At 45.5% G+C, this 24,329-nt stretch carries 23 protein-coding genes, 14 tRNA genes and 1 rRNA gene; 29 read left to right on the top strand and 9 right to left on the bottom strand.

Annotated features, from left to right (window positions below; translation table 11 throughout):
- The first annotated feature begins 103 nt into the window (after nt 1-103).
- The 6 genes from OQJ86_RS23495 to ruvX all read left to right on the top strand — a co-directional run bounded on the left by OQJ86_RS23495 (nt 104) and on the right by ruvX (nt 4,445).
- A complete protein-coding gene (locus OQJ86_RS23495; RefSeq protein ID WP_042605405.1) occupies nt 104-601 on the top strand; it encodes a SprT family zinc-dependent metalloprotease in 498 nt (165 codons plus the stop codon).
- A 150-nt stretch (nt 602-751) separates the two neighbouring features.
- Nucleotides 752-1,447 (top strand): deoxyribonuclease I, encoded by a 696-nt coding sequence (gene endA / locus OQJ86_RS23490; protein WP_038868136.1) that lies wholly within the window; start codon nt 752-754, stop codon nt 1,445-1,447.
- Between the two features lie 147 nt (nt 1,448-1,594).
- Complete coding sequence (gene rsmE, locus OQJ86_RS23485) at nt 1,595-2,326, top strand: 16S rRNA (uracil(1498)-N(3))-methyltransferase (protein ID WP_038868134.1); 732 nt, start codon at nt 1,595-1,597, stop codon at nt 2,324-2,326.
- Between the two features lie 14 nt (nt 2,327-2,340).
- The gene (gshB, locus tag OQJ86_RS23480) at nt 2,341-3,291 is read left to right on the top strand and encodes a glutathione synthase (protein WP_042605403.1); all 951 of its coding nucleotides are present in this window, start codon (nt 2,341-2,343) and stop codon (nt 3,289-3,291) included.
- Nucleotides 3,292-3,402: 111 nt separating this feature from the next.
- A complete protein-coding gene (locus tag OQJ86_RS23475; RefSeq protein ID WP_038868129.1) occupies nt 3,403-3,966 on the top strand; it encodes a YqgE/AlgH family protein in 564 nt (187 codons plus the stop codon).
- A 53-nt stretch (nt 3,967-4,019) separates the two neighbouring features.
- Nucleotides 4,020-4,445: a Holliday junction resolvase RuvX gene (ruvX, locus tag OQJ86_RS23470; RefSeq protein WP_038868128.1), complete on the top strand. Its 426-nt coding sequence runs from the start codon at nt 4,020-4,022 to the stop codon at nt 4,443-4,445.
- A 223-nt stretch (nt 4,446-4,668) separates the two neighbouring features.
- Here the strand turns inward: ruvX and OQJ86_RS23465 are convergent, their stop codons facing one another.
- Together OQJ86_RS23465 and OQJ86_RS23460 are read right to left on the bottom strand one after the other, a co-directional pair.
- The gene (locus OQJ86_RS23465) at nt 4,669-5,775 is read right to left on the bottom strand and encodes a PilT/PilU family type 4a pilus ATPase (RefSeq protein ID WP_038873178.1); all 1,107 of its coding nucleotides are present in this window, start codon (nt 5,773-5,775) and stop codon (nt 4,669-4,671) included.
- Between the two features lie 30 nt (nt 5,776-5,805).
- Nucleotides 5,806-6,846, bottom strand: coding sequence for a type IV pilus twitching motility protein PilT (locus OQJ86_RS23460; RefSeq protein ID WP_038873181.1), 1,041 nt, complete (start codon nt 6,844-6,846; stop codon nt 5,806-5,808).
- Between the two features lie 28 nt (nt 6,847-6,874).
- Here OQJ86_RS23460 and OQJ86_RS23455 point away from each other — a divergent pair, with 28 nt between their 5' ends.
- The 7 genes from OQJ86_RS23455 to hemW all read left to right on the top strand — a co-directional run bounded on the left by OQJ86_RS23455 (nt 6,875) and on the right by hemW (nt 11,826).
- Nucleotides 6,875-7,585, top strand: a complete 711-nt coding sequence (locus OQJ86_RS23455) for a YggS family pyridoxal phosphate-dependent enzyme (RefSeq protein ID WP_265991397.1) — start codon at nt 6,875-6,877, stop codon at nt 7,583-7,585.
- Between the two features lie 130 nt (nt 7,586-7,715).
- Nucleotides 7,716-8,534, top strand: a complete 819-nt coding sequence (proC, locus tag OQJ86_RS23450; RefSeq protein WP_265991395.1) for a pyrroline-5-carboxylate reductase — start codon at nt 7,716-7,718, stop codon at nt 8,532-8,534.
- Nucleotides 8,535-8,588: 54 nt separating this feature from the next.
- Entirely contained in the window at nt 8,589-9,146 is a 558-nt protein-coding gene (locus OQJ86_RS23445) for a YggT family protein (RefSeq protein ID WP_038873187.1), read from the top strand.
- Nucleotides 9,146-9,436: a DUF167 family protein YggU gene (gene yggU / locus OQJ86_RS23440; RefSeq protein ID WP_265991393.1), complete on the top strand. Its 291-nt coding sequence runs from the start codon at nt 9,146-9,148 to the stop codon at nt 9,434-9,436. Before OQJ86_RS23445 ends, yggU begins: the two co-directional genes overlap by 1 nt.
- A gap of 59 nt (nt 9,437-9,495) precedes the next feature.
- Nucleotides 9,496-9,927 (top strand): DUF4426 domain-containing protein, encoded by a 432-nt coding sequence (locus tag OQJ86_RS23435; protein ID WP_038873192.1) that lies wholly within the window; start codon nt 9,496-9,498, stop codon nt 9,925-9,927.
- A gap of 105 nt (nt 9,928-10,032) precedes the next feature.
- Complete coding sequence (locus tag OQJ86_RS23430; protein WP_005436525.1) at nt 10,033-10,635, top strand: XTP/dITP diphosphatase; 603 nt, start codon at nt 10,033-10,035, stop codon at nt 10,633-10,635.
- Nucleotides 10,636-10,653: 18 nt separating this feature from the next.
- Nucleotides 10,654-11,826 (top strand): radical SAM family heme chaperone HemW, encoded by a 1,173-nt coding sequence (gene hemW, locus OQJ86_RS23425; RefSeq protein ID WP_265991389.1) that lies wholly within the window; start codon nt 10,654-10,656, stop codon nt 11,824-11,826.
- 246 nt (nt 11,827-12,072) lie between these two features.
- Here hemW and glsB read toward each other — a convergent pair whose 3' ends face one another.
- The 3 genes from glsB to trmB all read right to left on the bottom strand — a co-directional run bounded on the left by glsB (nt 12,073) and on the right by trmB (nt 14,859).
- Nucleotides 12,073-12,993 carry a glutaminase B gene (gene glsB, locus OQJ86_RS23420; protein ID WP_265991387.1) on the bottom strand — a complete coding sequence of 307 codons (921 nt, stop codon included), beginning with the start codon at nt 12,991-12,993 and terminating at the stop codon, nt 12,073-12,075.
- Between the two features lie 102 nt (nt 12,994-13,095).
- Nucleotides 13,096-14,124, bottom strand: coding sequence for a TRM11 family SAM-dependent methyltransferase (locus tag OQJ86_RS23415; protein WP_265991385.1), 1,029 nt, complete (start codon nt 14,122-14,124; stop codon nt 13,096-13,098).
- A gap of 15 nt (nt 14,125-14,139) precedes the next feature.
- Entirely contained in the window at nt 14,140-14,859 is a 720-nt protein-coding gene (trmB, locus tag OQJ86_RS23410) for a tRNA (guanosine(46)-N7)-methyltransferase TrmB (RefSeq protein WP_038880400.1), read from the bottom strand.
- 203 nt (nt 14,860-15,062) lie between these two features.
- Here trmB and mutY point away from each other — a divergent pair, with 203 nt between their 5' ends.
- The 16 genes from mutY (at nt 15,063) to OQJ86_RS23330 (ending at nt 21,171) form a co-directional block, all read left to right on the top strand.
- A complete protein-coding gene (gene mutY, locus OQJ86_RS23405; protein WP_265991381.1) occupies nt 15,063-16,139 on the top strand; it encodes an A/G-specific adenine glycosylase in 1,077 nt (358 codons plus the stop codon).
- Between the two features lie 19 nt (nt 16,140-16,158).
- Complete coding sequence (locus OQJ86_RS23400; protein WP_005436530.1) at nt 16,159-16,431, top strand: oxidative damage protection protein; 273 nt, start codon at nt 16,159-16,161, stop codon at nt 16,429-16,431.
- Between the two features lie 86 nt (nt 16,432-16,517).
- Complete coding sequence (mltC, locus tag OQJ86_RS23395; protein ID WP_038873214.1) at nt 16,518-17,648, top strand: membrane-bound lytic murein transglycosylase MltC; 1,131 nt, start codon at nt 16,518-16,520, stop codon at nt 17,646-17,648.
- Nucleotides 17,649-17,757: 109 nt separating this feature from the next.
- Nucleotides 17,758-17,833: transfer RNA gene (locus OQJ86_RS23390), tRNA-Phe, on the top strand.
- Nucleotides 17,834-17,887: 54 nt separating this feature from the next.
- Nucleotides 17,888-17,963, top strand: a tRNA-Thr gene (locus OQJ86_RS23385).
- 7 nt (nt 17,964-17,970) lie between these two features.
- A tRNA-Phe gene (locus tag OQJ86_RS23380) sits at nt 17,971-18,046 on the top strand.
- A gap of 42 nt (nt 18,047-18,088) precedes the next feature.
- Nucleotides 18,089-18,164, top strand: a tRNA-Asn gene (locus tag OQJ86_RS23375).
- Between the two features lie 70 nt (nt 18,165-18,234).
- Nucleotides 18,235-18,310: transfer RNA gene (locus OQJ86_RS23370), tRNA-Thr, on the top strand.
- A 7-nt stretch (nt 18,311-18,317) separates the two neighbouring features.
- Nucleotides 18,318-18,393 (top strand) — tRNA-Phe (locus OQJ86_RS23365).
- Between the two features lie 42 nt (nt 18,394-18,435).
- Nucleotides 18,436-18,511: transfer RNA gene (locus OQJ86_RS23360), tRNA-Asn, on the top strand.
- Nucleotides 18,512-18,805: 294 nt separating this feature from the next.
- Nucleotides 18,806-20,431, top strand: coding sequence for a methyl-accepting chemotaxis protein (locus tag OQJ86_RS23355; protein WP_038870628.1), 1,626 nt, complete (start codon nt 18,806-18,808; stop codon nt 20,429-20,431).
- Nucleotides 20,432-20,664: 233 nt separating this feature from the next.
- Nucleotides 20,665-20,740: transfer RNA gene (locus tag OQJ86_RS23350), tRNA-Phe, on the top strand.
- Between the two features lie 51 nt (nt 20,741-20,791).
- Nucleotides 20,792-20,867: transfer RNA gene (locus OQJ86_RS23345), tRNA-Thr, on the top strand.
- A 21-nt stretch (nt 20,868-20,888) separates the two neighbouring features.
- Nucleotides 20,889-20,964: transfer RNA gene (locus OQJ86_RS23340), tRNA-Asn, on the top strand.
- A gap of 40 nt (nt 20,965-21,004) precedes the next feature.
- Nucleotides 21,005-21,080: transfer RNA gene (locus tag OQJ86_RS23335), tRNA-Thr, on the top strand.
- A 15-nt stretch (nt 21,081-21,095) separates the two neighbouring features.
- A tRNA-Asn gene (locus tag OQJ86_RS23330) sits at nt 21,096-21,171 on the top strand.
- Between the two features lie 139 nt (nt 21,172-21,310).
- On the opposite strand, the gene OQJ86_RS23325 is transcribed toward OQJ86_RS23330, so the two are convergent.
- From OQJ86_RS23325 to OQJ86_RS23310, 4 genes are all read right to left on the bottom strand, one after another.
- Nucleotides 21,311-22,747, bottom strand: a complete 1,437-nt coding sequence (locus OQJ86_RS23325) for an NAD-dependent succinate-semialdehyde dehydrogenase (RefSeq protein ID WP_265991378.1) — start codon at nt 22,745-22,747, stop codon at nt 21,311-21,313.
- Nucleotides 22,748-23,829: 1,082 nt separating this feature from the next.
- Nucleotides 23,830-23,906, bottom strand: a tRNA-Asp gene (locus OQJ86_RS23320).
- 31 nt (nt 23,907-23,937) lie between these two features.
- Nucleotides 23,938-24,053, bottom strand: a 5S ribosomal RNA gene (rrf, locus tag OQJ86_RS23315).
- A 57-nt stretch (nt 24,054-24,110) separates the two neighbouring features.
- Nucleotides 24,111-24,186 (bottom strand) — tRNA-Thr (locus OQJ86_RS23310).
- Nucleotides 24,187-24,329 lie beyond the last annotated feature (143 nt).

Here is a 24,329-nt window from a genome sequence, read left to right as displayed (position 1 = left end):
GTGGACTCCGAATACATTAGCGCAAACCAACTTCGTTATTACTAAATTGTAGTTGCAATAACGGGGCGGACCATACATTTTTATTAAATATAATGAGGTAAGTGTGGATATAGAGCTGAGCTACAAAGCCAAACAAGTGATGGCAGGTTGCATCACGAAGGCAGAGCAAGCATTCAAACGTTCTTTTCCGATGCCCGCAGTCACATTTAATGTTCGTGGTAAAGCGGCAGGCAAAGCTTACCTACAATTGAATGAAGTTCGTCTAAATCCAAAGCTTTTTAAAGAAAACCCGCAAGCTTTTCTAAAAGAAGTGATACCACATGAAGTAGCACATCTCATTACGTACCAAGTATACGGTCGTGTTCGCCCTCACGGAAAAGAATGGCAAGGTGTGATGGAAGCCATTTTTAACGTGCCAGCTAAAACAACTCACAGCTTCGATATCGCCTCTGTGCAAGGTAAGACCTTTGAGTACCGCTGCGCTTGCACCGCCTATCCGCTCTCAATTCGACGCCACAATAAAGTCATGCGTAAAGAGGCCGTCTATTCCTGCCAAAAGTGTCGAAAACCATTAAGCTTCACTGGTACTCAACTCTCTTAACTCTCCTCAATAGAAATATTCAGATTCCTAAAACAGAGATTGTCGTTCTCAAACGGCCTCTTTTTGCCCATTATTGTTAACACACTCATTACTAAAGCTAATTTCTGCATGTTAGAATGAATAAAGTCATACTTTATAAAGACTTTAATCATGAAATACCTGTTCTCTTTATTCCTGTTTGCGCTTTCTAATGCCGTAATTGCTGCGCCACCGACCTCTTTCTCTGCGGCAAAACGTGAAGCGGTTAAAATATACAAAGATCATCCAACCAGTTTCTACTGTGGCTGTGATATCAACTGGCAAGGTAAGAAAGGTGTACCGGACCTTGCTTCTTGTGGCTACCAAGTGCGTAAACAAGAAAAACGTGCTTCTCGTATCGAGTGGGAGCACGTGGTCCCAGCTTGGCAATTCGGCCACCAGCGTCAGTGCTGGCAAGATGGCGGACGCAAAAACTGCACAAGAAACGACAAAGTTTTCAAATCAATGGAAGCCGACCTTCATAACCTGACACCAGCTATTGGGGAAGTGAACGGCGATCGTTCTAATTACAATTTCAGTCAGTGGAATGGTATGGACGGTGTCAGCTATGGCCGCTGTGAAATGCAGGTTAACTTCAAGCAACGTAAAGTCATGCCACCAGACCGCGCTCGTGGCTCGATTGCTCGCACCTACCTATACATGAGCAAAGAGTACGGCTTCAAACTGTCTAAGCAACAAACTCAGTTAATGAGTGCGTGGAACAAAACCTACCCTGTCGACAAGTGGGAATGTGAGCGTGACGAGCGCATTTCAAAGGTTCAAGGCAACCATAACCCATTTGTACAAGAGGCTTGTCGAGCACTGTAATTCCCCTCAAAAATACAGCGGCAAACTTGTGCTAATTGAGGCGTAACTATTTACTGCAAATGGAAACGCCTCTTGCCCCTTGTTTTTTCGGTGGAAAGCATCCATGTTAGTGTCTAAACACTCGCGTATGCAGGAAATCGAAACACGATGCGTATCCCTCGAATTTATCATCCAGAAACCATTCAACAACTTGGCGCACTCGCTTTAAGTGAAGATGCAGCAGGCCACATTGGCCGAGTCCTTCGCATGAAAGAGGGACAAGAAGTCCTCCTTTTCGATGGCAGTGGCGCAGAATTTCCAGCCGTGATTAGTGAAGTCACGAAAAAGAATGTGATGGTTGAATTAACCGAGCGTGTAGAAAGCAACATTGAGTCACCTTTAGATCTGCATCTTGGTCAGGTTATTTCTCGCGGCGATAAGATGGAATTCACGATCCAAAAGTCTGTTGAGCTTGGTGTTAATACAATCACACCTCTTATCTCTGAACGTTGTGGCGTAAAGCTAGATCAAAAACGCTTCGAGAAGAAACTCGCTCAATGGCAAAAAATCGCAGTGAGCGCTTGTGAACAATGTGGTCGCAATGTCGTGCCTGAGATCCGTCCAATCATGAGTTTGGAAGAATGGTGTCAAGAAGCGTACGACGGTTTAAAACTGAACCTTCACCCACGAGCAAAGTACTCAATCAATACCCTGCCAACGCCTGTCGAAAAAGTACGGCTATTGATTGGCCCTGAAGGCGGTCTATCTTCAGAAGAAATCGGCATGACACGCGAACATCAATTTGAAGAAACGCTACTCGGTCCTCGCGTACTGCGCACCGAGACTGCGGCTCTTACCGCAATTACAGCCTTACAAGTTCGTTTCGGCGATCTTGGTTAAAACGGAGAAAAACAATGATCAAACTCGGTATTGTTATGGACCCAATCTCGTCCATTAACATCAAGAAAGACTCTAGCTTTGCCATGATGCTTGAAGCGCAGCGCCGCGGTTACGAAATCCACTACATGGAAATGAATGATCTTCACCTAGACCAAGGTAAAGCAATTGCGGATACCAAAGTGGTTGAATTAAAAGAAGATCCAACTGGCTGGTACGAATTCAAATCAGAGCAAACTATCGAGCTTTCTGAGTTAGATGCGGTTCTGATGCGTAAAGATCCTCCATTCGACACTGAGTACATCTACGCGACTTACATCCTTGAACGTGCTGAAGAACAAGGTGCACTGATCGTTAACAAACCACAAAGCCTACGCGACTGTAACGAGAAACTGTTCACGGCTTGGTTCCCTGAACTCACACCAACTACTATCGTGACGCGAAAAGCAGAGAAGATTAAAGCTTTTCGTGAAGAGCATGGTGATGTGATCCTAAAACCACTTGATGGCATGGGTGGTGCATCTATCTTCCGCGTAAAAGAGAACGATCCAAACGTATCTGTGATCATCGAAACGCTGACTAACCACGGCCAAAACTACGCAATGGCGCAAACCTTCGTACCTGACATCAGCAATGGTGACAAGCGTATTCTTGTGGTTGATGGTGAACCAATGCCTTACTGCCTAGCTCGTATCCCTGCAAAAGGCGAAACGCGCGGCAACTTGGCTGCTGGTGGTACCGGTGAAGCTCGTCCACTGAGTGAAACTGACATGAAAATCGCACAAGCCGTCGCACCAACATTGAAAGAAAAAGGTCTTATCTTTGTTGGCCTTGACGTGATTGGCGACAAGCTAACGGAAATCAACGTCACCAGCCCAACGTGTATTCGTGAAATTGAAGCAGCATTTGATATTTCTATCACTGGTAAGCTCATGGATGCGATCGAACGTCGTATCAAAGGCGAATAACTCAAACTGTAGTACAGTTAATAGAGAGCGTTGAACATTAACTTAAGCAAACTCATGCACATATCAGTGCGTGACGTTTGCTTAAGTACCTACTGAAAGGTCGAAATGAGAATGAACCTCACAAACTATTTCTTAGTTGCTATGCCGGGAATGAAAGACCCCTACTTTCAGAATAGTGTTATCTATGTCTGTGAGCACAATGAAGAAGGTGCGATGGGGCTAATGATCAATGCTCCGGTTGATATTACAGTAGGTAGCATGCTCAAGCAGGTCGAAGTACAACCTGTTCACCCGCGCCTGTTTGAAGCGAGTTTGGACAGGCCTGTTTATAATGGCGGCCCTGTTTCTGAAGATCGTGGTTTTATTTTGCATAAACCAAAAGATTATTACGAATCGAGCATTCAAATGACTGACGAACTGGCTGTCACCACTTCCAAAGACATCCTGTCGGTACTCGGCACAGAGGCAGAACCAAGTGACTATCTTGTTGCGTTAGGTTATTCAGGTTGGAGTGCTGGTCAGTTAGAAACCGAACTGGCTGAAAACTCATGGCTGACGATTGAAGCCACACCAGAGATCATCTTCGATACTCCTATTATCGATCGTTGGAAAAAAGCCGTCGAAAAGCTAGGTATCGATCCGAGCCAGTTATCTTCTGACGCCGGACATGCATAACCCACTTGCGTAATACGTTAAGTTTTCCACCCAATTGAGATTCGAGACACATTATGTCACGCACTGTTATGGCCTTTGATTTTGGCACCAAGAGTATTGGTAGCGCGATTGGCCAAGAAATTACTGGCACCGCTTCACCATTAAAAGCGTTTAAAGCCAATGATGGCATTCCAAACTGGGATGATATCGAAAAACAAATCAAAGAATGGCAACCAGACTTATTGGTTGTTGGCTTACCGACTGACCTGCACGGGAAAGATCTAGAAACCATTACGCCACGAGCGAAAAAGTTCGCCAACCGCCTTCAAGGCCGATATGGCTTACCTGTTGAGTTGCATGACGAACGTCTGTCGACAGCAGAGGCTCGTGCTGATTTATTCAGTATGGGTGGCTACAAAGCGTTATCGAAGGGCAACATCGACTGTCAGTCAGCGGTGGTGATTCTTGAAAGTTGGTTTGAAAACCTTTGGGGTGAGTAGACATTCAAGCACAAAGAAAAAAGGTTGGCTTCTGCCAACCTTTTTCATTTCTGGAGTAGATTATACCAATCACATTAAATAAGTGATCAGAAATAGCGTAGGGAAAATGCTTGAGAACAAGGCGCAATTTTTCGATAAGTAGTTATTCTACAATCAAAAATTGCAACGCAGTTATCGAGTATTTTAACAAGCTAGAATGACCAGTTATTTACTACGATTGGTATTAATCCATATCGATCTTAACGTTCGCCAGCGTGCCTGTAGAGAAGGCTTCACCGCGTTGCGTCTTCAACATCAAACGCAGATCGTTAGCTGAATCCGCACTGTGCAATGCATCTTCTTCACTGATCTTGCCTTGCATCACCAATTTATAGAGCGACTGATCAAACGTCAGCATCCCGAATTCATTAGAGCGTGCCATGGTGGTTTTTAACTCATGCAGATCACCGCGACGGATCAGATCAGAAACTCGTGGACTATTTAGCAGAATCTCAAACACGCCATGACGTCCTTGACCGTTTTTATCACGGATCAGCTGTTGACCTACTACGCCTTTTAAGTTCATCGACAGATCAAACAGGAACTGATCTTTCTGATCTTTTGGCACTAGGTGCAAAATACGCTCAAGTGCTTGGTTTGCGTTATTCGCGTGCAATGTAGCCATACACAAGTGACCAGTCTCGGCAAAGGTCATCGCGTATTCCATCGTTTCGCGGCTACGGATCTCACCAATCAAAATCATGTCAGGCGCTTGGCGTAATGAGTTCTTTAACGCTACTTCATAGCTGTCGGTATCCAATCCAACTTCACGCTGAGTCACGATACAACGCTTGTGCTCGTGCACAAATTCGATTGGATCTTCAACTGTCAGAATGTGACCTGTTTTATTGCTGTTACGGTAACCCGTCATCGCCGCCATAGTGGTCGACTTACCGGAACCTGTAGCACCAACCACCAGCACTAAGCCACGTTTCGCTATCGCAAGATCTTGCAACACTAAAGGCAGCTTAAGCTGTTCAAACGTAGGAATGTTGGTTTCGATACGACGAATCACCGCACCAGGTAATTCTCGCTGAAAGAAAGCACTAACACGGAAGCGGCCACAATCTCGGACAATCGCAAAGTTTGATTCTCGACTTTTACGAAACTCCTGACGTCGCTCTGGATCCATTGCACTATCGAGCAGCATGGCTACGTCATTTTCACTCAACTTATCCCCTTGCGGACGCAGTTCGCCATCCACACGAAATAAGATCGGCGCACCAACCGTGATATAAAGATCCGACGCTTTTAACGCCAGCATGCCTTCGAGAAATTTATTCAGATCCATCTTCCGGGTTCGCTATTACCTATGTGATCGTTACGAGAATTGCTGCGCTTCGATTTCGACTTTCTTGTCGACTTCTTCACGCGATACCATACCTTGAGCCATCAACTGACGGGCATTTTGCTCCATGGTTTGCATGCCATGTGCCGCTCCGGTTTGAATGATCGAGTACATCTGCGCCACTTTATCTTCGCGGATCAAGTTACGGATTGCTGGCGTTGCCATCATGATCTCATGACAAGCAATACGGCCTCCACCATTTCGCTTAAGCAGCTTTTGCGCAATAACCGAACGCAACGACTCCGACAGCATCGAACGCACCATGTCTTTGTCACTACCTGGGAATACGTCGATAATACGGTCGATGGTTTTCGCTGCTGAGCTAGTATGCAGCGTACCGAAAACAAGGTGACCCGTTTCAGCAGCCGTCAGCGCCAAACTGATAGTTTCTTTGTCACGCATCTCACCAACTAGAATGACATCCGGGTCTTCACGTAGCGCGCTGCGAAGCGCATTTTGGAAGCTATGCGTATCACGGTGTACTTCACGTTGGTTGATCAAACACTTATTGTTGTTGTGAACAAATTCAATAGGATCTTCAATTGTAAGAATATGCTTGTTGTGATTACGGTTAATGTAGTCAACAATGGCAGCCAAGGTTGTCGATTTACCCGAACCTGTTGGACCGGTAACCAGTACTAAACCTTTTTCTGCGTTAGCAATCTTTTTGAAGATCTCTGGCGCTTCTAGCTCTTCCAGTGTTGGAATGCTACTTGGGATGGTACGGAACACCGCCGCACAGCCACGAGATTGGTTGAAGGCGTTGACACGAAAACGGCCAACATTGTGCAATTCAAATGAGAAATCGACTTCGAGTTTTTCTTCGAATTCACTGCGCTGCGCATCGTTCATGATTTCAAAAACCAAACGGTGCACTTCTTGGTGTGTAAACGCTGGAATGCCCAGTTTTCTCACATCACCATCAATACGAACCATTGGTGGTACACCTGCAGAAAGATGTAGATCCGAAGCATTATGTTTTACACTAAAATCCAGTAACTCAGTGATATCCATTTAAAATCCTTAAGTCTAAAGTACAGCTATGAGTAGTATTCAACAAAACATTGAACATATCACCTCTCAAATTCGACACGACGAACAAAAATGTGGCCGTTCTCCAGAGTCAGTGCAACTTTTAGCAGTAAGCAAAACTAAACCTGTCAAGGCGGTTCTCGAAGCCTACCAATCAGGCCAAGTGGCGTTTGGTGAAAACTACGTCCAAGAGGGCGTCAGTAAAGTTCAGCACTTTGCCGAGCATTATCCAGATTATCGAATCGAATGGCACTTCATTGGGCCAATTCAGTCCAATAAATCACGTCCTGTCGCTGAACATTTCGATTGGGTTCACACCATTGATCGCGCTAAGATCGCTCAACGTTTAAATGACCAGCGCCCAAGTGAGCTAAAACCGTTACAAGTGCTGATTCAAGTAAACACCAGTGGTGAAGATTCTAAATCTGGCGTCAACGATGCAGAAATATTCGAGCTGGCTGAGTTGATTTCTCGCCTTCCAAACCTCACGTTAAGAGGGTTGATGTCGATTCCTGCTAACGTGCCAGATTACGAATCACAACTGCGAGCGTTCAAACAATTATCTGAACTTAAGCACAAGCTAGCTCAGCAGTACCCAGATGTCGACACGCTCTCTATGGGCATGAGCGGTGACATGGATGCTGCTATAGAAGCGGGCAGTACTATGGTTCGCATCGGCACCGCTATTTTTGGCGCACGAGACTACGGCAAACAGCAATAAAAGCGTATTGTTGCCAGACACTGTGAACTTGGGTCTGACGGCCTTTCTTTGGGCAGTCAGAGCAAAGTGGTGCGATTATACACCCGTGCGCACAACAAATTGTAAGAATTTATATTTGGAAATCAGACATATGGAACATAAAAAGATTGCCTTCATCGGCGCAGGGAACATGGTGAGAGCCATTGTCTCGGGTCTCGTCGCTAATGGCTACCCTGCTCAAAACATTATCGCAACCGCGCCATCTGAGACGCGCCGCCAGCCTCTTGAGCAAGACTTTGGTATCCGTACCACCAGCGATAACATCGCAGCAGCAACGGAAGCGGACGTGGTGGTATTGTCTGTGAAGCCACAAATGATGGAGGAAGTGTGTACACCACTGCAATCTATCGACTTCAGCAACAAACTGGTTATCTCTATCGCAGCAGGTATCAACTGTTCACGTTTGGATGGCATGTTAGCGAATAAGCTCAACTTGGTTCGCGTGATGCCAAACACACCATCCCAACTTGGTCTGGGTATGAGTGGTCTATATGCGCCTGAATCTGTATCAGAACAAGACAAAGCCTTCGCAACAGAACTAATGCAAGCATGCGGTAAGGTATGTTGGATTGGGCAAGAATCGGGCATCAACAACGTTATTGCAGCAGCAGGCAGTGCACCGGCGTACTTCTTCCTATTTATGGAAGCGATGCAAGCTGAAACGATTGCTCAAGGCTTCGATAAAGACACCGCACGCATGTTAGTTCAGCAAGCAGCACTTGGCGCTGCAAGCATGGTAGTGGAAAATCCAGAAACTGAACTTTCAACGCTACGCGAGAACGTGACATCAAAAGGTGGCACAACGGCAGAAGCGCTACGTACGTTCAACGAACATCAACTGTCTGATATTGTGGCGAAAGCAATGCAAGCTGCGGTTGCTCGCGCTGAAGAAATGGAAAAACTGTTTTAATTATCTGAACGGCACAACTAGGGCGTGTCGTTCTTTACTTGTTAAGGGTACCTTATGAATTCAATGAGTTTTCTCATCTCAACCCTATTTGACCTGTACATCATGGTCGTCATTTTGCGTATTTGGTTGCAAGCTGCCCGTGCAGATTTCTACAACCCATTCTCGCAGTTTATCGTTAAAGCAACACAGCCAGTTGTGGGGCCATTACGTCGAGTCATCCCTTCTGTCGGTGGTATCGATCTAGCGACAGTGCTTTTTGCTTACGTACTGTGCGTACTTAAGTTCGTTGCATTGATCCTGATTGCATCAAGTGGTTCGGTTTCTTTCAGTGCCGATTTCCTATTCCTAGGTTTGTTATCATTAGTTAAAGCCGCTGGAGGTTTGCTGTTCTGGGTTCTATTGATCCGTGCCATTCTAAGCTGGGTAAGCCAAGGTCGCAGCCCAATCGAGTACGTATTCCATCAATTAACAGAACCAATGCTCGCACCAATTCGCCGTATCCTACCTGCGATGGGTGGTTTTGATTTAAGCGTACTCGTATTGTTTATCGGTCTACAATTCGCGAACTTCCTAATGGGTGACGTGATTGGTCCAATCTGGTACCAACTATAATGTCAGCCGCCGTTTGGCTCGATGGCGAGGATGTCATTCTCAAACTCTATATTCAACCAAAAGCGAGCCGCGACAAGGTCGTCGGCTTGCATGGTGAAGAGCTTAAAATTGCCATCACCGCACCGCCTGTCGATGGTAAAGCGAATGCACACCTAACCAAGTTTTTAGCCAAACAATTTAAAGTTGCTAAAGGTTTGGTTCACATAGAAAAAGGTGAACTGGGACGTCATAAACAAATTCGGATAGAATCCCCAGTACAAATACCAACAGAAATTAAAGCCATCATTTGATGGCTTTTTATTTACGAAATTCGTACCAATAATAAAACGCCCGATTCGAGGAAGTGATAATGAGCAAATGGATTACCGCCCTATTGATCAGCCTTTTATCTTTACCAAGCATGGCAGGTCAGTTCAAAACCATGAAAGACATCGAAGTTCACTATGTTGCGTTTAACTCTACCTTTCTGACGTCAAAGATCGCTCGTAGCTACGACATCAAGCGTAATGGCTATAATGCAGTAGTGAACATCAGCGTATTAGACAGCGCCTCACTAGGTAAACCAGCAGTTGACGCAAAAATCACTGGTCAAGCGAAGAACTTGATTGGCCAAACGCAGAAACTCACCTTCCGAGAAGTAAAAGAAGGTAATGCGATTTACTACTTAGCTGAACTTGGCATTACCAACGAAGAAACTTTTACCTTCGATATTGACGTTAAAGCTGGAAACAAAGGCTCAGGTAAGCTTAAATTCACCCAGAAATTTTATGTCGAAGAGTAATTGGGTTGTGATGTTCTAAAAGCTTTTAGAACATCATAACTCTAGAACCAATTTAATCGGGGAGAACACTACGTTCTCCCTTTATCGCTACAGAAAGAGACGACCATGAAAAAGATAGTGCTAGCAACAGGCAACCAAGGCAAAGTTCGTGAGATGGCAGATCTGCTGTCTGACTTCGGTTTTGAAGTATTAGCGCAAAGTGAATTCAACGTATCTGAAGTAGCAGAAACTGGCACTACTTTCATCGAAAACGCGATCATCAAAGCTCGCCATGCAGCACAAGAAACGGGTCTTCCTGCGATTGCGGACGACTCTGGCTTAGAAGTCGATTTCTTGAAAGGCGCGCCTGGCATTTACTCTGCACGTTATGCAGGTGAAAAAGCCTCTGACCAAGAGAACCTAGAAAAGCTACTTAAAGCAATGGAAGGCGTACCAGAAGCAGAGCGCACCGCTCGTTTCCACTGCGTATTGGTTTTGATGCGTCATGAGAACGATCCAACCCCTATCGTTTGTCACGGTAAGTGGGAAGGTCGCATTCTAACTGAAGCACACGGTGAAAATGGCTTTGGCTACGACCCAATCTTCTTTGTTCCTGAAGACAACTGTGCGTCTGCCGAACTTGAGCCAGCACGTAAAAAACAACTGTCTCACCGCGGTAAAGCACTCAAATCGTTGTTTGCTCAACTGTCTGAGCAAGTGTCTCAGTAATCACGAGCGAATTAGACCATGTTAACGCCCCCAGCACTGAGCTTGTATGTACACATACCATGGTGTGTACAAAAGTGCCCATATTGCGACTTTAACTCTCACGCGCTCAAAGCCGAGACCCCAGAAGAAGAGTACATCAATGCCCTTCTTGAAGACTTGGATACCGATATTGAGAAATACCGCCTGAGCGAAGCACCACGTCCACTGCATTCAATCTTCATTGGTGGTGGTACGCCGAGTTTGATTTCGGCAGAAGGCATCGAGCGTCTACTTAAGGGCATTGAAGCGCGTATTCCGTTCAAGCCTGAAATAGAAATCACCATGGAAGCCAACCCAGGCACTATCGAAGCAGAACGTTTTGCTGGCTACCGCAAGGCTGGTGTAACGCGCATCTCTATCGGCGTGCAAAGCTTTGAGCAACAGAAGCTTGAGCGTTTGGGGCGCATTCACGGTCAAGACGAAGCCGTCAATGCCGCTAAGCTGGCACACCAAATCGGTTTGAACAGCTTTAACCTCGATCTCATGCACGGCTTACCAGATCAAAGCATCGAACAAGCCTTAGCAGATTTGGACAAAGCGATTGAGTTGGCGCCACCGCACCTGTCTTGGTATCAGCTGACCATCGAACCAAACACCATGTTCTACTACAAGCCACCGACTTTGCCAGATGACGATGACTTGTGGGATATCTTCGAGCAAGGACATGAGAAGCTCGCAACGGCAGGTTACGTTCAGTACGAGATTTCTGGTTACAGCAAGCCTAGCTATCAGTGTCAGCACAACCTAAACTACTGGCGCTTTGGTGACTACCTTGGCATTGGCTGTGGCTCACACGGCAAGCTGAGCTTTGCTGATGGTCGCATCGTTCGTACCACTAAGGTCAAACACCCACGTGGCTATTTGATGGCATACCAAAATATGGTGAAGCCGTACCTAGATAGTGAACAGCTTGTGGCTGATGAAGATCGTCCGTTTGAGTTCTTTATGAACCGTTTCCGCTTAATGGAAGCGTGCCCGAAACAAGACTACATCGATACGACAGGTCTTCCGTTGAGCTCAATTCAAGAGACTATCGATTGGGCGCTTGAGATGAGCTATCTGAGTGAAACAGAGACTCACTGGCAAATTACCGAGAAAGGTAAGCTGTTCCTGAATGACTTGCTTGAAGCCTTTATGGTGGAAGAGGAATAAGAGCAGATTCGAGATTTGGGAACGGACTGTGTCCTAAAGAACGCTTCACTCCGAGAGATTCGCTGAAACGGCTATGGATATATTCGACCAAGCCAATACAGCCTTTGTCTCTGCTAAAAATAACAAAGGGTTGGCGCACAAACGCCAACCCTTTCTTTTATTCGTTGTAACACTTCTTTCTCTAAAGCCTCTAAAACGAAGCGATTCCAAAGGACGCGATCCGTTCTCGCTTCTCGTCTCTTTTCCTTAGAAAATCGAACGACCAATACGCTCTGAAAGTAACTCAAGCGCTTTAGTACCTGCCAACGAGTTACCCGAAGCATCAAGCTCCGGAGACCATACTGCAATCGTCATCTCACCTGGGACAATAACGATGATGCCACCACCGACACCAGATTTACCCGGCATACCAACGCGGTATGCAAATTCACCAGCACCATCGTACAAACCACACGTGGCCAATAGCGCATTCAACTGTTTTGTCTGCACCGCCGAGACCACTGATTTACCCGTTTGTACCGATGTGCCTTTATTCGCTAAGTAGCTAAAGGTCTTTGCCAAATCCACACAACTCATCTTTAAAGCGCAGGCATGGAAGTAGTTTTGCAATACCGGAATAACCTCGTTTTCAAAGTTACCAAATGAGCGCATCAGGTAAGCAATCGCAGCGTTGCGGTCGCCATGCATCATTTCTGAAGCCGCTACGACTTTGTCATACACGATATGAGTATCACCAGATAACTGACGAGCAAATTCCAATAGACGCTGACGCGGCGCTGAGAGACGACTTTGCAGCAAATCAGCAACTACAATAGCACCGGCGTTAATGAACGGGTTACGTGGGATGCCCAGCTCCATCTCTAACTGGATCATCGAGTTAAACGCCTGACCAGAAGGCTCTTTACCTACACGAGACCAGATCTCTTCTTGCTTGTACAAGCACATAGCCAGAGTCAGGCTCAACGCTTTTGAGATCGACTGAATCGAAAACGACTCTTCTGCATCGCCCGCTTTAATCACTTCACCTTCATTGGTGTATACCGCAATACCCAGTTTGGTATTGGGTACTTTTGCCAATGCGGGAATGTAATCGGCGACTTTTCCTTGACCAATTAAAGGGCGAACTTCCGCTAGAATGTCTGTCAAAATTTGCGCTGTAGGTTTCATCTTCTACCTTCTTGTCACAAGAACCCAAATGGCTGAGTTCAGAGGTAAAAAAAGCCAACGCGGACGTTGGCTTTTCCATGGAATTTATTCGACTCAAGTCGATTATGGTTTTATTGCCACAATGATGTTGCGGTTGATGGACTGATCAACACGGTGAAGATAACCGATGTAAGGCTCTTCTGAAAGTACCTTCCACCCTTGCTCTTCAAATAATGCCGCCACGTCCTTCCATTTCAGAGTGAACTCATTGAAAGACAGCACGACCGAACCTTGCTTTTTCAGCACCACTTTCCATGCAGGCAGAGCTTCTTGTAACAGCTCCAGAGGGCTACGATTCAATTTGCTGTCTTTTGCGTTTTTGCTACCGTGTTGCACACCGTAAGGCAAATCAGACACCATCACATCAACAGAGTTCTTCTTAACCACTTGATCGGCAATTCGCGTGTCTGCTGAATACAGCTTCATCGTCTGAAGATTACCTTTGTTGTACTCTTCTTTCTCTGACGCGGCTTCAACCACGAAACCATCGGCCACCTTCTTACCACCAGAAGTGCGCTTTTCTTTGCTCACTTTGTGCTTGAAGCGACCGTTCTTCATAAACTTAACGATGAAGGTTTGGATCTCTTGTACCCATTTCTGGTTGATCTCCACACCCACTACATTAAAGCCGTGGATCAAACCTTCAAACAGAGTTGTACCCTTACCACACATTGGATCCATCAGCGTTAATTGAGCACTATCCGTATTGGACGCACTCACGCCTAAGTTCACCATCAAACGCGTAAACTGTTCATTCGTTTTACCGGTGTAACGTAGGATCTGGCTCATGCTCTCAGGGAAAGTATTGAATGCAGGCGCCTGAATCGGACGTAATAAGCCATCTTCACGCACTTCAAATAGCGCATAGTAGATAGATGACGCGGCAATTTTACCGGATTGCTGATCGCTTAACGCGTCTTCACAAGAGAACACGAGCGCAGCAGGTAAGCCGACGTCTTTGTTACCAATTTCAGTCACTTCAACACCTTCAGAAGCCAAAATTGCTTTTAGCTCGGAACATGCAATGGTCATTGCGCTATCAAAGTAAATTCGGTTGTGACCCGGATTCGCTAATATCGCGTAGTGGTACATCTACTGGCTCCTTAGTTATGCAGTGCGCTTGAATTTAATATCCCATACACCGTGACCTAGACGGTGACCACGAGCCTCGAACTTAGTCAGTGGACGCTCTTCAGGGCGAGGGATGAAATCACCGCCTTCTGCAATGTTTTCGAAACCAGGTGCTTGGTTCATGATTTCAATCATGTGTTCAGCGTAGTTTTCCCAGTCAGTCGCCATATGGAAGATACCTTCGTTAGGGATAAGCTTCTGGCGAACCATTTCAGCGAACTCGAGTTGTACGATACGACGCTTGTGGTGACGCTTTTTGTGCCATGGGTCTGGGAAGAACAATTGCAGCGTTGCTAGGCTGCCATTTGGGATCATGTGTTCGAATACTTCTACCGCATCGTGACACATTACGCGTAGGTTCGTGATACCCGCTTCGCGTGCGTCAGCAAGACAAGCACCAACGCCTGGACTATGAACTTCGATACCGATGAAGTTTTTCTCTGGCGCGTTCTTTGCCATTTCAACCAATGAAGCGCCCATACCAAAACCGATCTCAAGCACTACTGGGTTATCGTTACCAAATACTTCTTTCCAATCAAGAAGTTCTGCTTTGTAATCGATACCCATTGTTGGCCAGCATTCGTTCATCGCACTTTCTTGGCCCTTGGTTAGACGACCTTCGCGACGCACGAAACTGCGGATTTTACGGATCATTTTTCCGTCTTCGTTGTATTCGTTAGTGGTTACTTCACTCATTGATTTTGCCTGCACATTGATTAATCAAAGCGGGGATTATCCAAAGAATTCACTTAGGTGCAAGTATTTGTTGAGCTATCGGACTATAGCAGCCCAAAAGCAAACAAATCAGACACAATATCCCCACAGTTTATCTGTTGTACTTACACCACAATCTGTGGTGCAATTTTGCTCCTAACCAATAATAGAATACAGAGCAAGTCGTGACACCTTTCGCAAACGCCATCTTAGAATGGTATGACGCATATGGAAGAAAAGAGCTTCCATGGCAACAAAACAAGACCGCGTATAGTGTCTGGTTGTCTGAAATCATGCTTCAGCAAACTCAGGTCACTACGGTTATTCCTTATTACCAGCGTTTTTTAGAACGCTTTCCGACTGTCGTCGATCTCGCGAATGCTGAGCAAGATGAAGTACTGCACCTTTGGACCGGCTTAGGTTATTACGCACGTGCTCGCAATCTTCATAAAGCGGCTAAAGAAGTCGCCCATAAATATAATGGCGAGTTTCCATTAGATATTGAGCAAATGAACGCACTGCCGGGTATTGGTCGTTCAACCGCAGCCGCAGTACTCTCCTCTGTCTATAAACAGCCACATGCGATATTGGACGGCAACGTAAAGCGCACGCTTTCACGCTGCTTTGCTGTTGATGGATGGCCGGAACAAAAGAAAGTTGAAAATCAATTGTGGGAAATCGCAGAAACGCACACGCCACAAACAGACGTCGACAAGTACAATCAAGCCATGATGGATATGGGTGCCATGATGTGTACTCGCAGCAAGCCTAAGTGCACCTTGTGCCCAGTCAGCGATCTTTGTGTCGCAAAGAAACAAGGTAATGTGCTTGATTATCCGGGTAAGAAGCCGAAAAAAGACAAACCGGTTAAGCAAACACGTTTCGTTATGCTGCATCACAAAAATGGTGATAGTCACGAAGTGTGGTTAGAGCAAAGACCGCAGACGGGAATTTGGGGCGGACTCTTTTGTTTCCCACAAACTGAGCATATTGATGTAGAGAGCGATATTGAATTACTACTGGAACAACGTGGTATTCAAACTGACGATATTAGACATCAAGAAACTCTGATTACGTTTCGTCATACATTCAGCCATTATCACCTCGATATCACGCCGATTTTGATTGACCTGTCAAAGCAACCCAATGTGGTGATGGAAGGTAACAAAGGTCTTTGGTATAACTTATCTAAACCTGAAGAAGTCGGTTTGGCTGCGCCAGTAAAACTGCTACTGGAAGCGCTACCCCACGAACTTCGTTAATTAATTGCAAGGAGTCATTATGAGCCGCACTGTTTTTTGTGCTCGACTAAAGAAAGAAGGCGAAGGTCTAGACTTTCAACTTTACCCAGGTGAACTAGGTAAACGCATTTTCGATAACATCTCGAAAGAAGCTTGGGCTCAATGGCAACAGAAACAAACGATGTTGATCAACGAGAAGAAGCTCAACATGATGGATCCAGAGCACCGTAAACAGCTTGAAACAGAAATGGTGAACTTCCTTTTCGAAGGCAAAGAGGTTCATATTGAAGGCTACACGCCACCAAGCGAATAAATCAAACTTGTTTTAAAACAATGACATCACAACCAAACTTGTGATGTCATTTTTATATTCGAGCCGAAAAAGCTACCTAAATAATTATGAAAAAAATTGCCTTTATCGTTACTGCCCTTTTAATGGCAGGTTGCAGCCGTGAGTTTGTCGAAAAAATTTATGACGTTGATTACGAGCCGACGAACCGCTTTGCGAACAACCTAGCTGAGCTGCCAGGACAATTCGAAAAAGACACCGATGCTTTAGATGCGTTGATCAGCAGCTTCTCAGGAAACATCAAAAAGCGCTGGGGCCAACGCGAGGTAAAGGTTGCAGGTAAAAGCAATTACGTAAAATACATCGATAACTACTTAAGTCGTGCCGAGGTCGATTTCCAAAAAGGTGTGATAACCATCGAAACGGTTTCTCCGACGGAGCCACAAAAGCACCTGAAAAACGCCATCATCACGACACTTTTAACCCCAGATGATCCAGCCAATGTCGATCTATTCTCTTCTAAAGAGATCAAATTAGAAGGACAGCCATTTCTTTACAATCAGGTCGTTGATCAAGACAAAAAGCCCATTCAATGGTCATGGCGCGCGAATCGCTTTGCCGATTACTTGATTGCTAACCAAGTAAAAACCAAAGACGTTGACTTTAAAAAAGCCTACTACGTTGAAATTCCAATGGTGGAAGACCATTTCTCACAACGCAGTTACCAATATGCAGATATCGTGCGTCGTGCGTCGAAAAAATACGACATCCCTGAAGATCTAATTTACGCCATCATCAAAACCGAAAGTAGCTTTAACCCGTATGCAGTAAGCTGGGCCAACGCCTATGGTTTGATGCAAGTAGTTCCAAAAACAGCCGGCCGTGATGTTTTTAAATTGGTGAAGAACCGGTCAGGTCAGCCTAGTCCTGAATATTTGTTTAACCCAGAAAACAATATTGATACCGGAACGGCTTACTTTTACATTCTAAAAAATCGTTATTTGAAAGATGTCCAGCATCCAACATCTTTGGAGTACAGCATGATTTCCGCTTACAACGGCGGAACTGGTGGTGTTTTGAACACTTTCCATCGCACCGATCGCAAACGTGCAATGAAAGATTTAAATTCTTTACAGCCAAATCAAGTTTATTGGGCGTTAACAAAGAAACACCCGAACGCTGAAGCACGCCGATACCTAGAAAAAGTTACAAATTTCAAAAAGGAATTTAACGCAGGGTAAACTTTTTCTCGACAGTTGAATAAAAATCGTTCGAACAACCACTTTTTTGAAATTATTTAAAAAAAGTGGTTGACGCAAAGCGGGAAAATCCGTTTAATAGCGCTCCGTTGCCCGGATAGCTCAGTCGGTAGAGCAGAGGATTGAAAATCCTCGTGTCGGTGGTTCGATTCCGCCTCCGGGCACCACAATTTCTAAATTGTTGGTGCCTAGCACGAACAGTTAGTAAAAGAATACGGTATGCCGACTTAGCTCAGTAGGTAGAGCAACTGACTTGTAATCAGTAGGTCACCAGTTCGATTCCGGTAGTCGGCACCATTCTTTTGCCTCGATAGCTCAGTCGGTAGAGCAGAGGATTGAAAATCCTCGTGTCGGTGGTTCGATTCCGCCTCGAGGCACCATATTTGGTGCGCTTGCTTAAAGTAAGACACAAACAGAATAGTTCCTCCTTAGCTCAGTTGGTAGAGCGACGGACTGTTAATCCGCAGGTCACTGGTTCAAGTCCAGTAGGAGGAGCCAACTTCTAGGATTTCATGTAAATGAGATTCTAAAAATGAAGAGTCTAACTCTTCTAAAAAGAATAAAGTGTGCCGACTTAGCTCAGTAGGTAGAGCAACTGACTTGTAATCAGTAGGTCACCAGTTCGACTCCGGTAGTCGGCACCATTCTTTTGCCTCGATAGCTCAGTCGGTAGAGCAGAGGATTGAAAATCCTCGTGTCGGTGGTTCGATTCCGCCTCGAGGCACCATATTTGGTGCACTTGCTTACAGTAAGACACAAACAGAATAGTTCCTCCTTAGCTCAGTTGGTAGAGCGACGGACTGTTAATCCGCAGGTCGCTGGTTCGAGCCCAGCAGGAGGAGCCAATTTAGAAAGCCAAGTCTTCGGACTTGGCTTTTTTCTTATCTGCAATATCCAAAACTCTCCCCCTATTTTCTAGTTCCGTCGAAACTTCTCCCTCAACGCCTTCAAGAAACAACCCTATTAACGTCTAGTTCATTTGATATAAAACACTTATTTCACGCTAAAAATTTAATCCAAATCATAGTTTCATCACTCGCAGATAGGCGCGTGTATACAAGTTCAATAATATGAATTTATTATTACGCCCCTTTATAAGCTATGCATTGCATAGTACGAACACGCTTTGTGAGCTAACTATGAAATTAAAAACTCAAGCCTATTTATTATCGGCCATCATACTAATTGCCCTGCTTGCATTAACTGCAACGGGTCTTTGGACACTTCGCGTCGCAAGTAACCTTGATAACAAAGCTCGAGTGACAGAGCTATTCAAGAGTGCTTATAGCATTCTAACTGAAGTAGAGAAAATGGCGGTAGAAGGCAAAATGCCTGAAGATGAGGCTAAAGCACTCGCGACTCGCCTACTTCGCAACAATATCTACAAAGACAACGAATACGTTTATGTTGCTGATGAGAACATGTTATTTGTGGCAGCCCCTTTAGACCCTCAATTGCATGGCACTAGCTTCCATGACTTTCGAGACGGTGATGGCAATAGTGTCGGTCAGCTGATCTTGGACGTGCTAGGTCGTAAGACAGGCCAAATCGTTGAATACACCTGGACACAAAAATTGCCTGACGGCACCATCGAAGAAAAACACTCGATTGCAGAAAAAACACCACATTGGAACTGGGTTGTAGGTACCGGCATTGGATTCAATGAAGTAAATGCACGTTTCTGGTCTACTGCACAATGGCAGCTAACCCTATGTCTTGTTATCGCTGGCGCAATCCTAGGTGGCTTGATCATCTCTATTCGCAAGATGCTTAACCTTCTTGGTGGTGAGCCGAATGACGTTCGTGAGGCGGTTCAGGCCGTCGCTCAGGGTAATATCCAAACCAGCTTTGAATACACAGCCCCTAAAGACAGTATCTATGGTGCGGTGCAAGAGATGAGTCAATCGTTAGCTAAGATGGTCACCAATCTAGACGCGTCAATGCACGCATTACGTTCAGAGCTATCAGCGGTAGAATCGCGCTCTAACTCTATTGCTGATTTGACCATGTCTCAGCAGCAATCGACGGCGATGATCGCAACAGCGATGACAGAAATGGCTTCTTCAGCCAACCATGTTGCAAGTTCGGCAAGTGACACGGCACATAACACCGATGAAGCAGACAAGCAGAGCCAACACACGCAATCATTGATCCACAGTACGGTAGATAATATTCAAGGCTTGGCGACCCAGCTCAATACAGCCAGTAAAGCCGTTGCGGATCTTGACCAAGATGTTAACAGTATTGTGAAAGTTCTCGACGTAATCGGCGACATTGCTGAGCAAACTAACCTACTGGCGTTGAATGCCGCCATTGAAGCAGCTCGTGCGGGTGAACAAGGTCGAGGCTTTGCGGTAGTAGCAGACGAGGTTCGCAACCTAGCAGGACGCACACAAGACAGCACAAAAGAGATTCAACAGATGATTTCTAACCTTCAGGAAGGTTCGCGTAACGCTATCCATACGATGGAGATTTGTGCCGAAACTAGCGAAAGCACAGTAACCGAGTCTATGAACGCCTCAGAAGCGCTACAACAGATAGTAACTGCACTAGAGTCCATCACGGCCATGAGCCAGCAAATCGCAACAGCAGCCGCTGAGCAGACTCAGGTAAGTGATGATATTGCGCATCGCATTAACCTTATCGAAGAAAGCGGTAGCCAGCTCAACACGGTAGTCACAGAAAGCCAATCAAGCACACAGACATTGGCGTCTTTAGCGAATGAGCTTGAAGGTTGGGTGAACAAGTTCTCAGTAAAGCACTAGTTTAAAGTCAATTGTTCAATAAAAAGCACGTTTTCGGACGTGCTTTTTTGTTTTTATGGTATTTATTTAGCAAGCGAACTCATGCTCCTATCATAATCAAGGCTTAAAATATGGTGCATTCCTGTTAAAAACGCATAAAAACAGCCCACTCCGAGCACAAATTCATCAAACGATATTTTATTTTAATTTTATTGTTGACGTGAAAGCGGAAAAGCCTTTTAATACACCTCGTCGCCCGGATAGCTCAGTCGGTAGAGCAGAGGATTGAAAATCCTCGTGTCGGTGGTTCGATTCCGCCTCCGGGCACCACAATTTAAAATTGTTGGTGTCTTACACGAACAATAAAAAGAATAACGGTACGCCGACTTAGCTCAGTAGGTAGAGCAACTGACTTGTAATCAGTAGGTCACCAGTTCGATTCCGGTAGTCGGCACCATTTATTCTTAAACAAGATAATTCCTCCTTAGCTCAGTTGGTAGAGCGACGGACTGTTAATCCGCAGGTCACTGGTTCAAGTCCAGTAGGAGGAGCCATCTTTCAGTTAGTAAGTCGATTACTTATTAACGAAAATGTGCCGACTTAGCTCAGTAGGTAGAGCAACTGACTTGTAATCAGTAGGTCACCAGTTCGATTCCGGTAGTCGGCACCACTTAATAAAATCTGTTCCTCCTTAGCTCAGTTGGTAGAGCGACGGACTGTTAATCCGCAGGTCACTGGTTCAAGTCCAGTAGGAGGAGCCATATTATAAAAAGCCGCATCACTTGATGCGGCTTTTTTGCATCTGAAGAAAACTCACAGCTCCCCTCTTCATCTACCTTTATCTCAATAAACAAAAAGCCAGGTGATATACCCAGCTTCCGTCTTTGTCTCGTGAGAAGGTTAGCTCAAACCTCCAAGGCAGATATACTTCGTCTCTAGGTACTCATCGATACCTTGTTTAGCACCCTCACGACCAATGCCAGATTCTTTGATACCACCAAACGGCGCAACTTCCGTAGAGATAATCCCTTCGTTTATCCCTACCATGCCGTATTCCAAACCTTCACTAAATCGGATAATGCGTTTCAAGCTATCGGTATAGAAGTAGCAAGCTAAACCATACTCGGTGTCATTCGCCATCGAGAGCACTTGTTCATCGTCATCAAAACTAATGACTGGCAAAACCGGACCAAACAACTCTTGTTGCACGATCGCCATACCTTGTTCGACATCATCTAAGATAACAGGCTCCATAAAGCGCCCAGTGAGTTTTTGAGGCTGGTTAAGTATTGTTGCTCCTTCTTGTACTGCCTGATCGACTACCGCCTCTAGACGATGCTTAGAAGCCATAGTGATAACAGGACCAAGGGTTGTATTTTCCTCAAGACCATTACCGACCGCCAGGCTTGCCACTTTATCAAGAAGCTTAGTTAAGAACGCCTCTTTCACACTTTGATGTACATACAAGCGGTTGGTACACACACAGGTTTGTCCAGCATTACGAAACTTGGAAGCAATTAAGCCATTCGCTGCAGCTTCTAAATCTGCATCCTCAAAAACAATAAAAGGTGCGTTACCACCCAATTCCATAGAAGCGGCTTTAACCGTATCACTTGCTTGTTTCATTAAGATCTTACCGACACGTGTCGAACCAGTGAAAGAGATCTTCTTAATACGCGGATCGGTACTTAATACCAAACCGAACTCTGCCGCCTGTTCAGAAACAACGGTAGACAATAGAGCTTTGGGGATACCAGCCCGATGAGCAAGCTCCACCACAGCCAGAGCAGTCAAAGGCGTTAATTCAGAAGGTTTAATGATCATCCCACATCCCGCAGCCAGAGCAGGAGCCGCTTTTCGAGTGATCATTGCAATAGGGAAGTTCCATGGTGTAATCGCTGTACACACGCCGACAGGTTGTTTGATGGTAGAGAGGCGTCTATCTACCACTGGGGCTGGAATAACCTCACCATAAGTGCGTTTAGCCTCTTCTGCGAACCATTCAACAAAAGATGCGCCGTATGCGACTTCTCCACGACTTTCAGTAAGGGGTTTACCTTGTTCTAAAGTAATGATGTTCGCGATGTCTTCCGTATGCTCTACAAGTAATTGGAACCACTTTTTTAGGGAAGCTGAACGTGCTTTAGCGCTGAGTTTTGCCCACTCAACTTGAGCCGATTTGCACGCTTCTATTTGCACATCTAACTCATCCAAAGAGCTAGGCTTTAAGCGAATCAGTTCTTGCTCAGTCGCAGGGTTAATAACGGCAATCCCATCTTGAGAAGACAGGCTTTCGAATAAGACTCTTAGCGTTTCACTTTTTATCTGCTGCATCATTAGGTTGTACTCCCATAAGAACCTTTACTAGGTTAATCCTTCTGACAAATAAGAGTAAAGCAAACAAAGTTTTCTTCAGCGTAAATATGAGAAGTGATGACCCAGTAGGGTTAGCCGGTGATACCGATAAGAGACACCAACAAAGATAGCTATTATTGAAGAAGGTAACCATTTGATGGGTCATAAGCTTGGTGTTATTGAATGCCCCACTCCTTGATAGATAAAGCATTAGAGGGCATCTCAAACGTAACCAAATGACAGAGTAGATTTTCAATAAGGGTGGATAGACTAGGGGCGTATATCTGAATAAATAGTTGGGCTTGTAGGCTACAGACAAAACCTTGCGAGCCTTACTTTCCTATAAACGAAAATCATATTCCCTAAAACGGTAAAAGCTAGCACGAAGGCTGAATTTCTAGATAAGTGTTGAAGCGGCTGAGCTTGCGCTCAATTGGACTCGCACACGAGCGGGACTCGTTAGTCGCAGACCAAAATAATATCGTAAATACGAAAAGACCCCGGCATTTCTGCTGAGGTCTGGAATAAGTGGCTGACGGCCGGGGTTGCGGGCAACCGGGCCTCATTCCCTGAAAGGGAACATTTTTGAGCTTTAAAACGACAAAACCCAGTCCGAAGACTGAGTTTTTAAATAAGTGGCGGAGCGGCTGGGCTTGCACACAAGCGGGACTCGTTGGTCGTAGACCAAAATAATATCGTAAATACAAAAAGACCCCAGCATTTCTGCTGAGGTCTGGAATAAGTGGCTGACGGCCGGGGTTGCGGGCAACCGGGACTCATTCCCTGAAAGGGAACATTTTTGAGCTTTAAAACGACAAAACCCAGTCCGAAGACTGGGTTTTTAAATAAGTGGCGGAGCGGCTGGGCTTGCACACAAGCGGGACTCGTTGGTCGTAGACCAAAATAATATCGTAAATACAAAAAGACCCCAGCATTTCTGCTGAGGTCTGGAATAAGTGGCTGACGGCCGGGGTTGCGGGCAACCGGGACTCATTCCCTGAAAGGGAACATTTTTGAGCTTTAAAACGACAAAACCCAGTCCGAAGACTGGGTTTTTAAATAAGTGGCGGAGCGGACGGGACTCGAACCCGCGACCCCCGGCGTGACAGGCCGGTATTCTAACCAACTGAACTACCGCTCCGCACTGGTTAGACTCTTGAGTCTAAATAAGAACCTGGCGATGTCCTACTCTCACATGGGGAAACCCCACACTACCATCGGCGCTACTTTGTTTCACTTCTGAGTTCGGAATGGAATCAGGTGGGTCCAAAGCGCTATGGTCGCCAAGCAAAATTCTTTACGTTTTGTTTTAAGCTTTGATTTAAAGCGTAAAACAAACAGTAAATGGTGCTGATACCCAGAATCGAACTGGGGACCTCATCCTTACCAAGGATGCGCTCTACCGACTGAGCCATATCAGCACATTATCTGTGTCCGTGAGGACTAAAAAAGCCCGCTTTTTCAAACGGGCTCTCTTAACTTTTGTCTTCACCTTCTTAAAAAGGCAAAAACTAAATTTAAAGCCTGGCGATGTCCTACTCTCACATGGGGAAACCCCACACTA

This window comes from Vibrio sp. Sgm 5 (genome assembly GCF_026241575.1).
GTDB lineage: Bacteria > Pseudomonadota > Gammaproteobacteria > Enterobacterales > Vibrionaceae > Vibrio > Vibrio jasicida.
The sequence above is the reverse complement of the archived record's forward strand: the minus strand, read 5'-3'. Positions and strand labels throughout refer to the sequence as shown.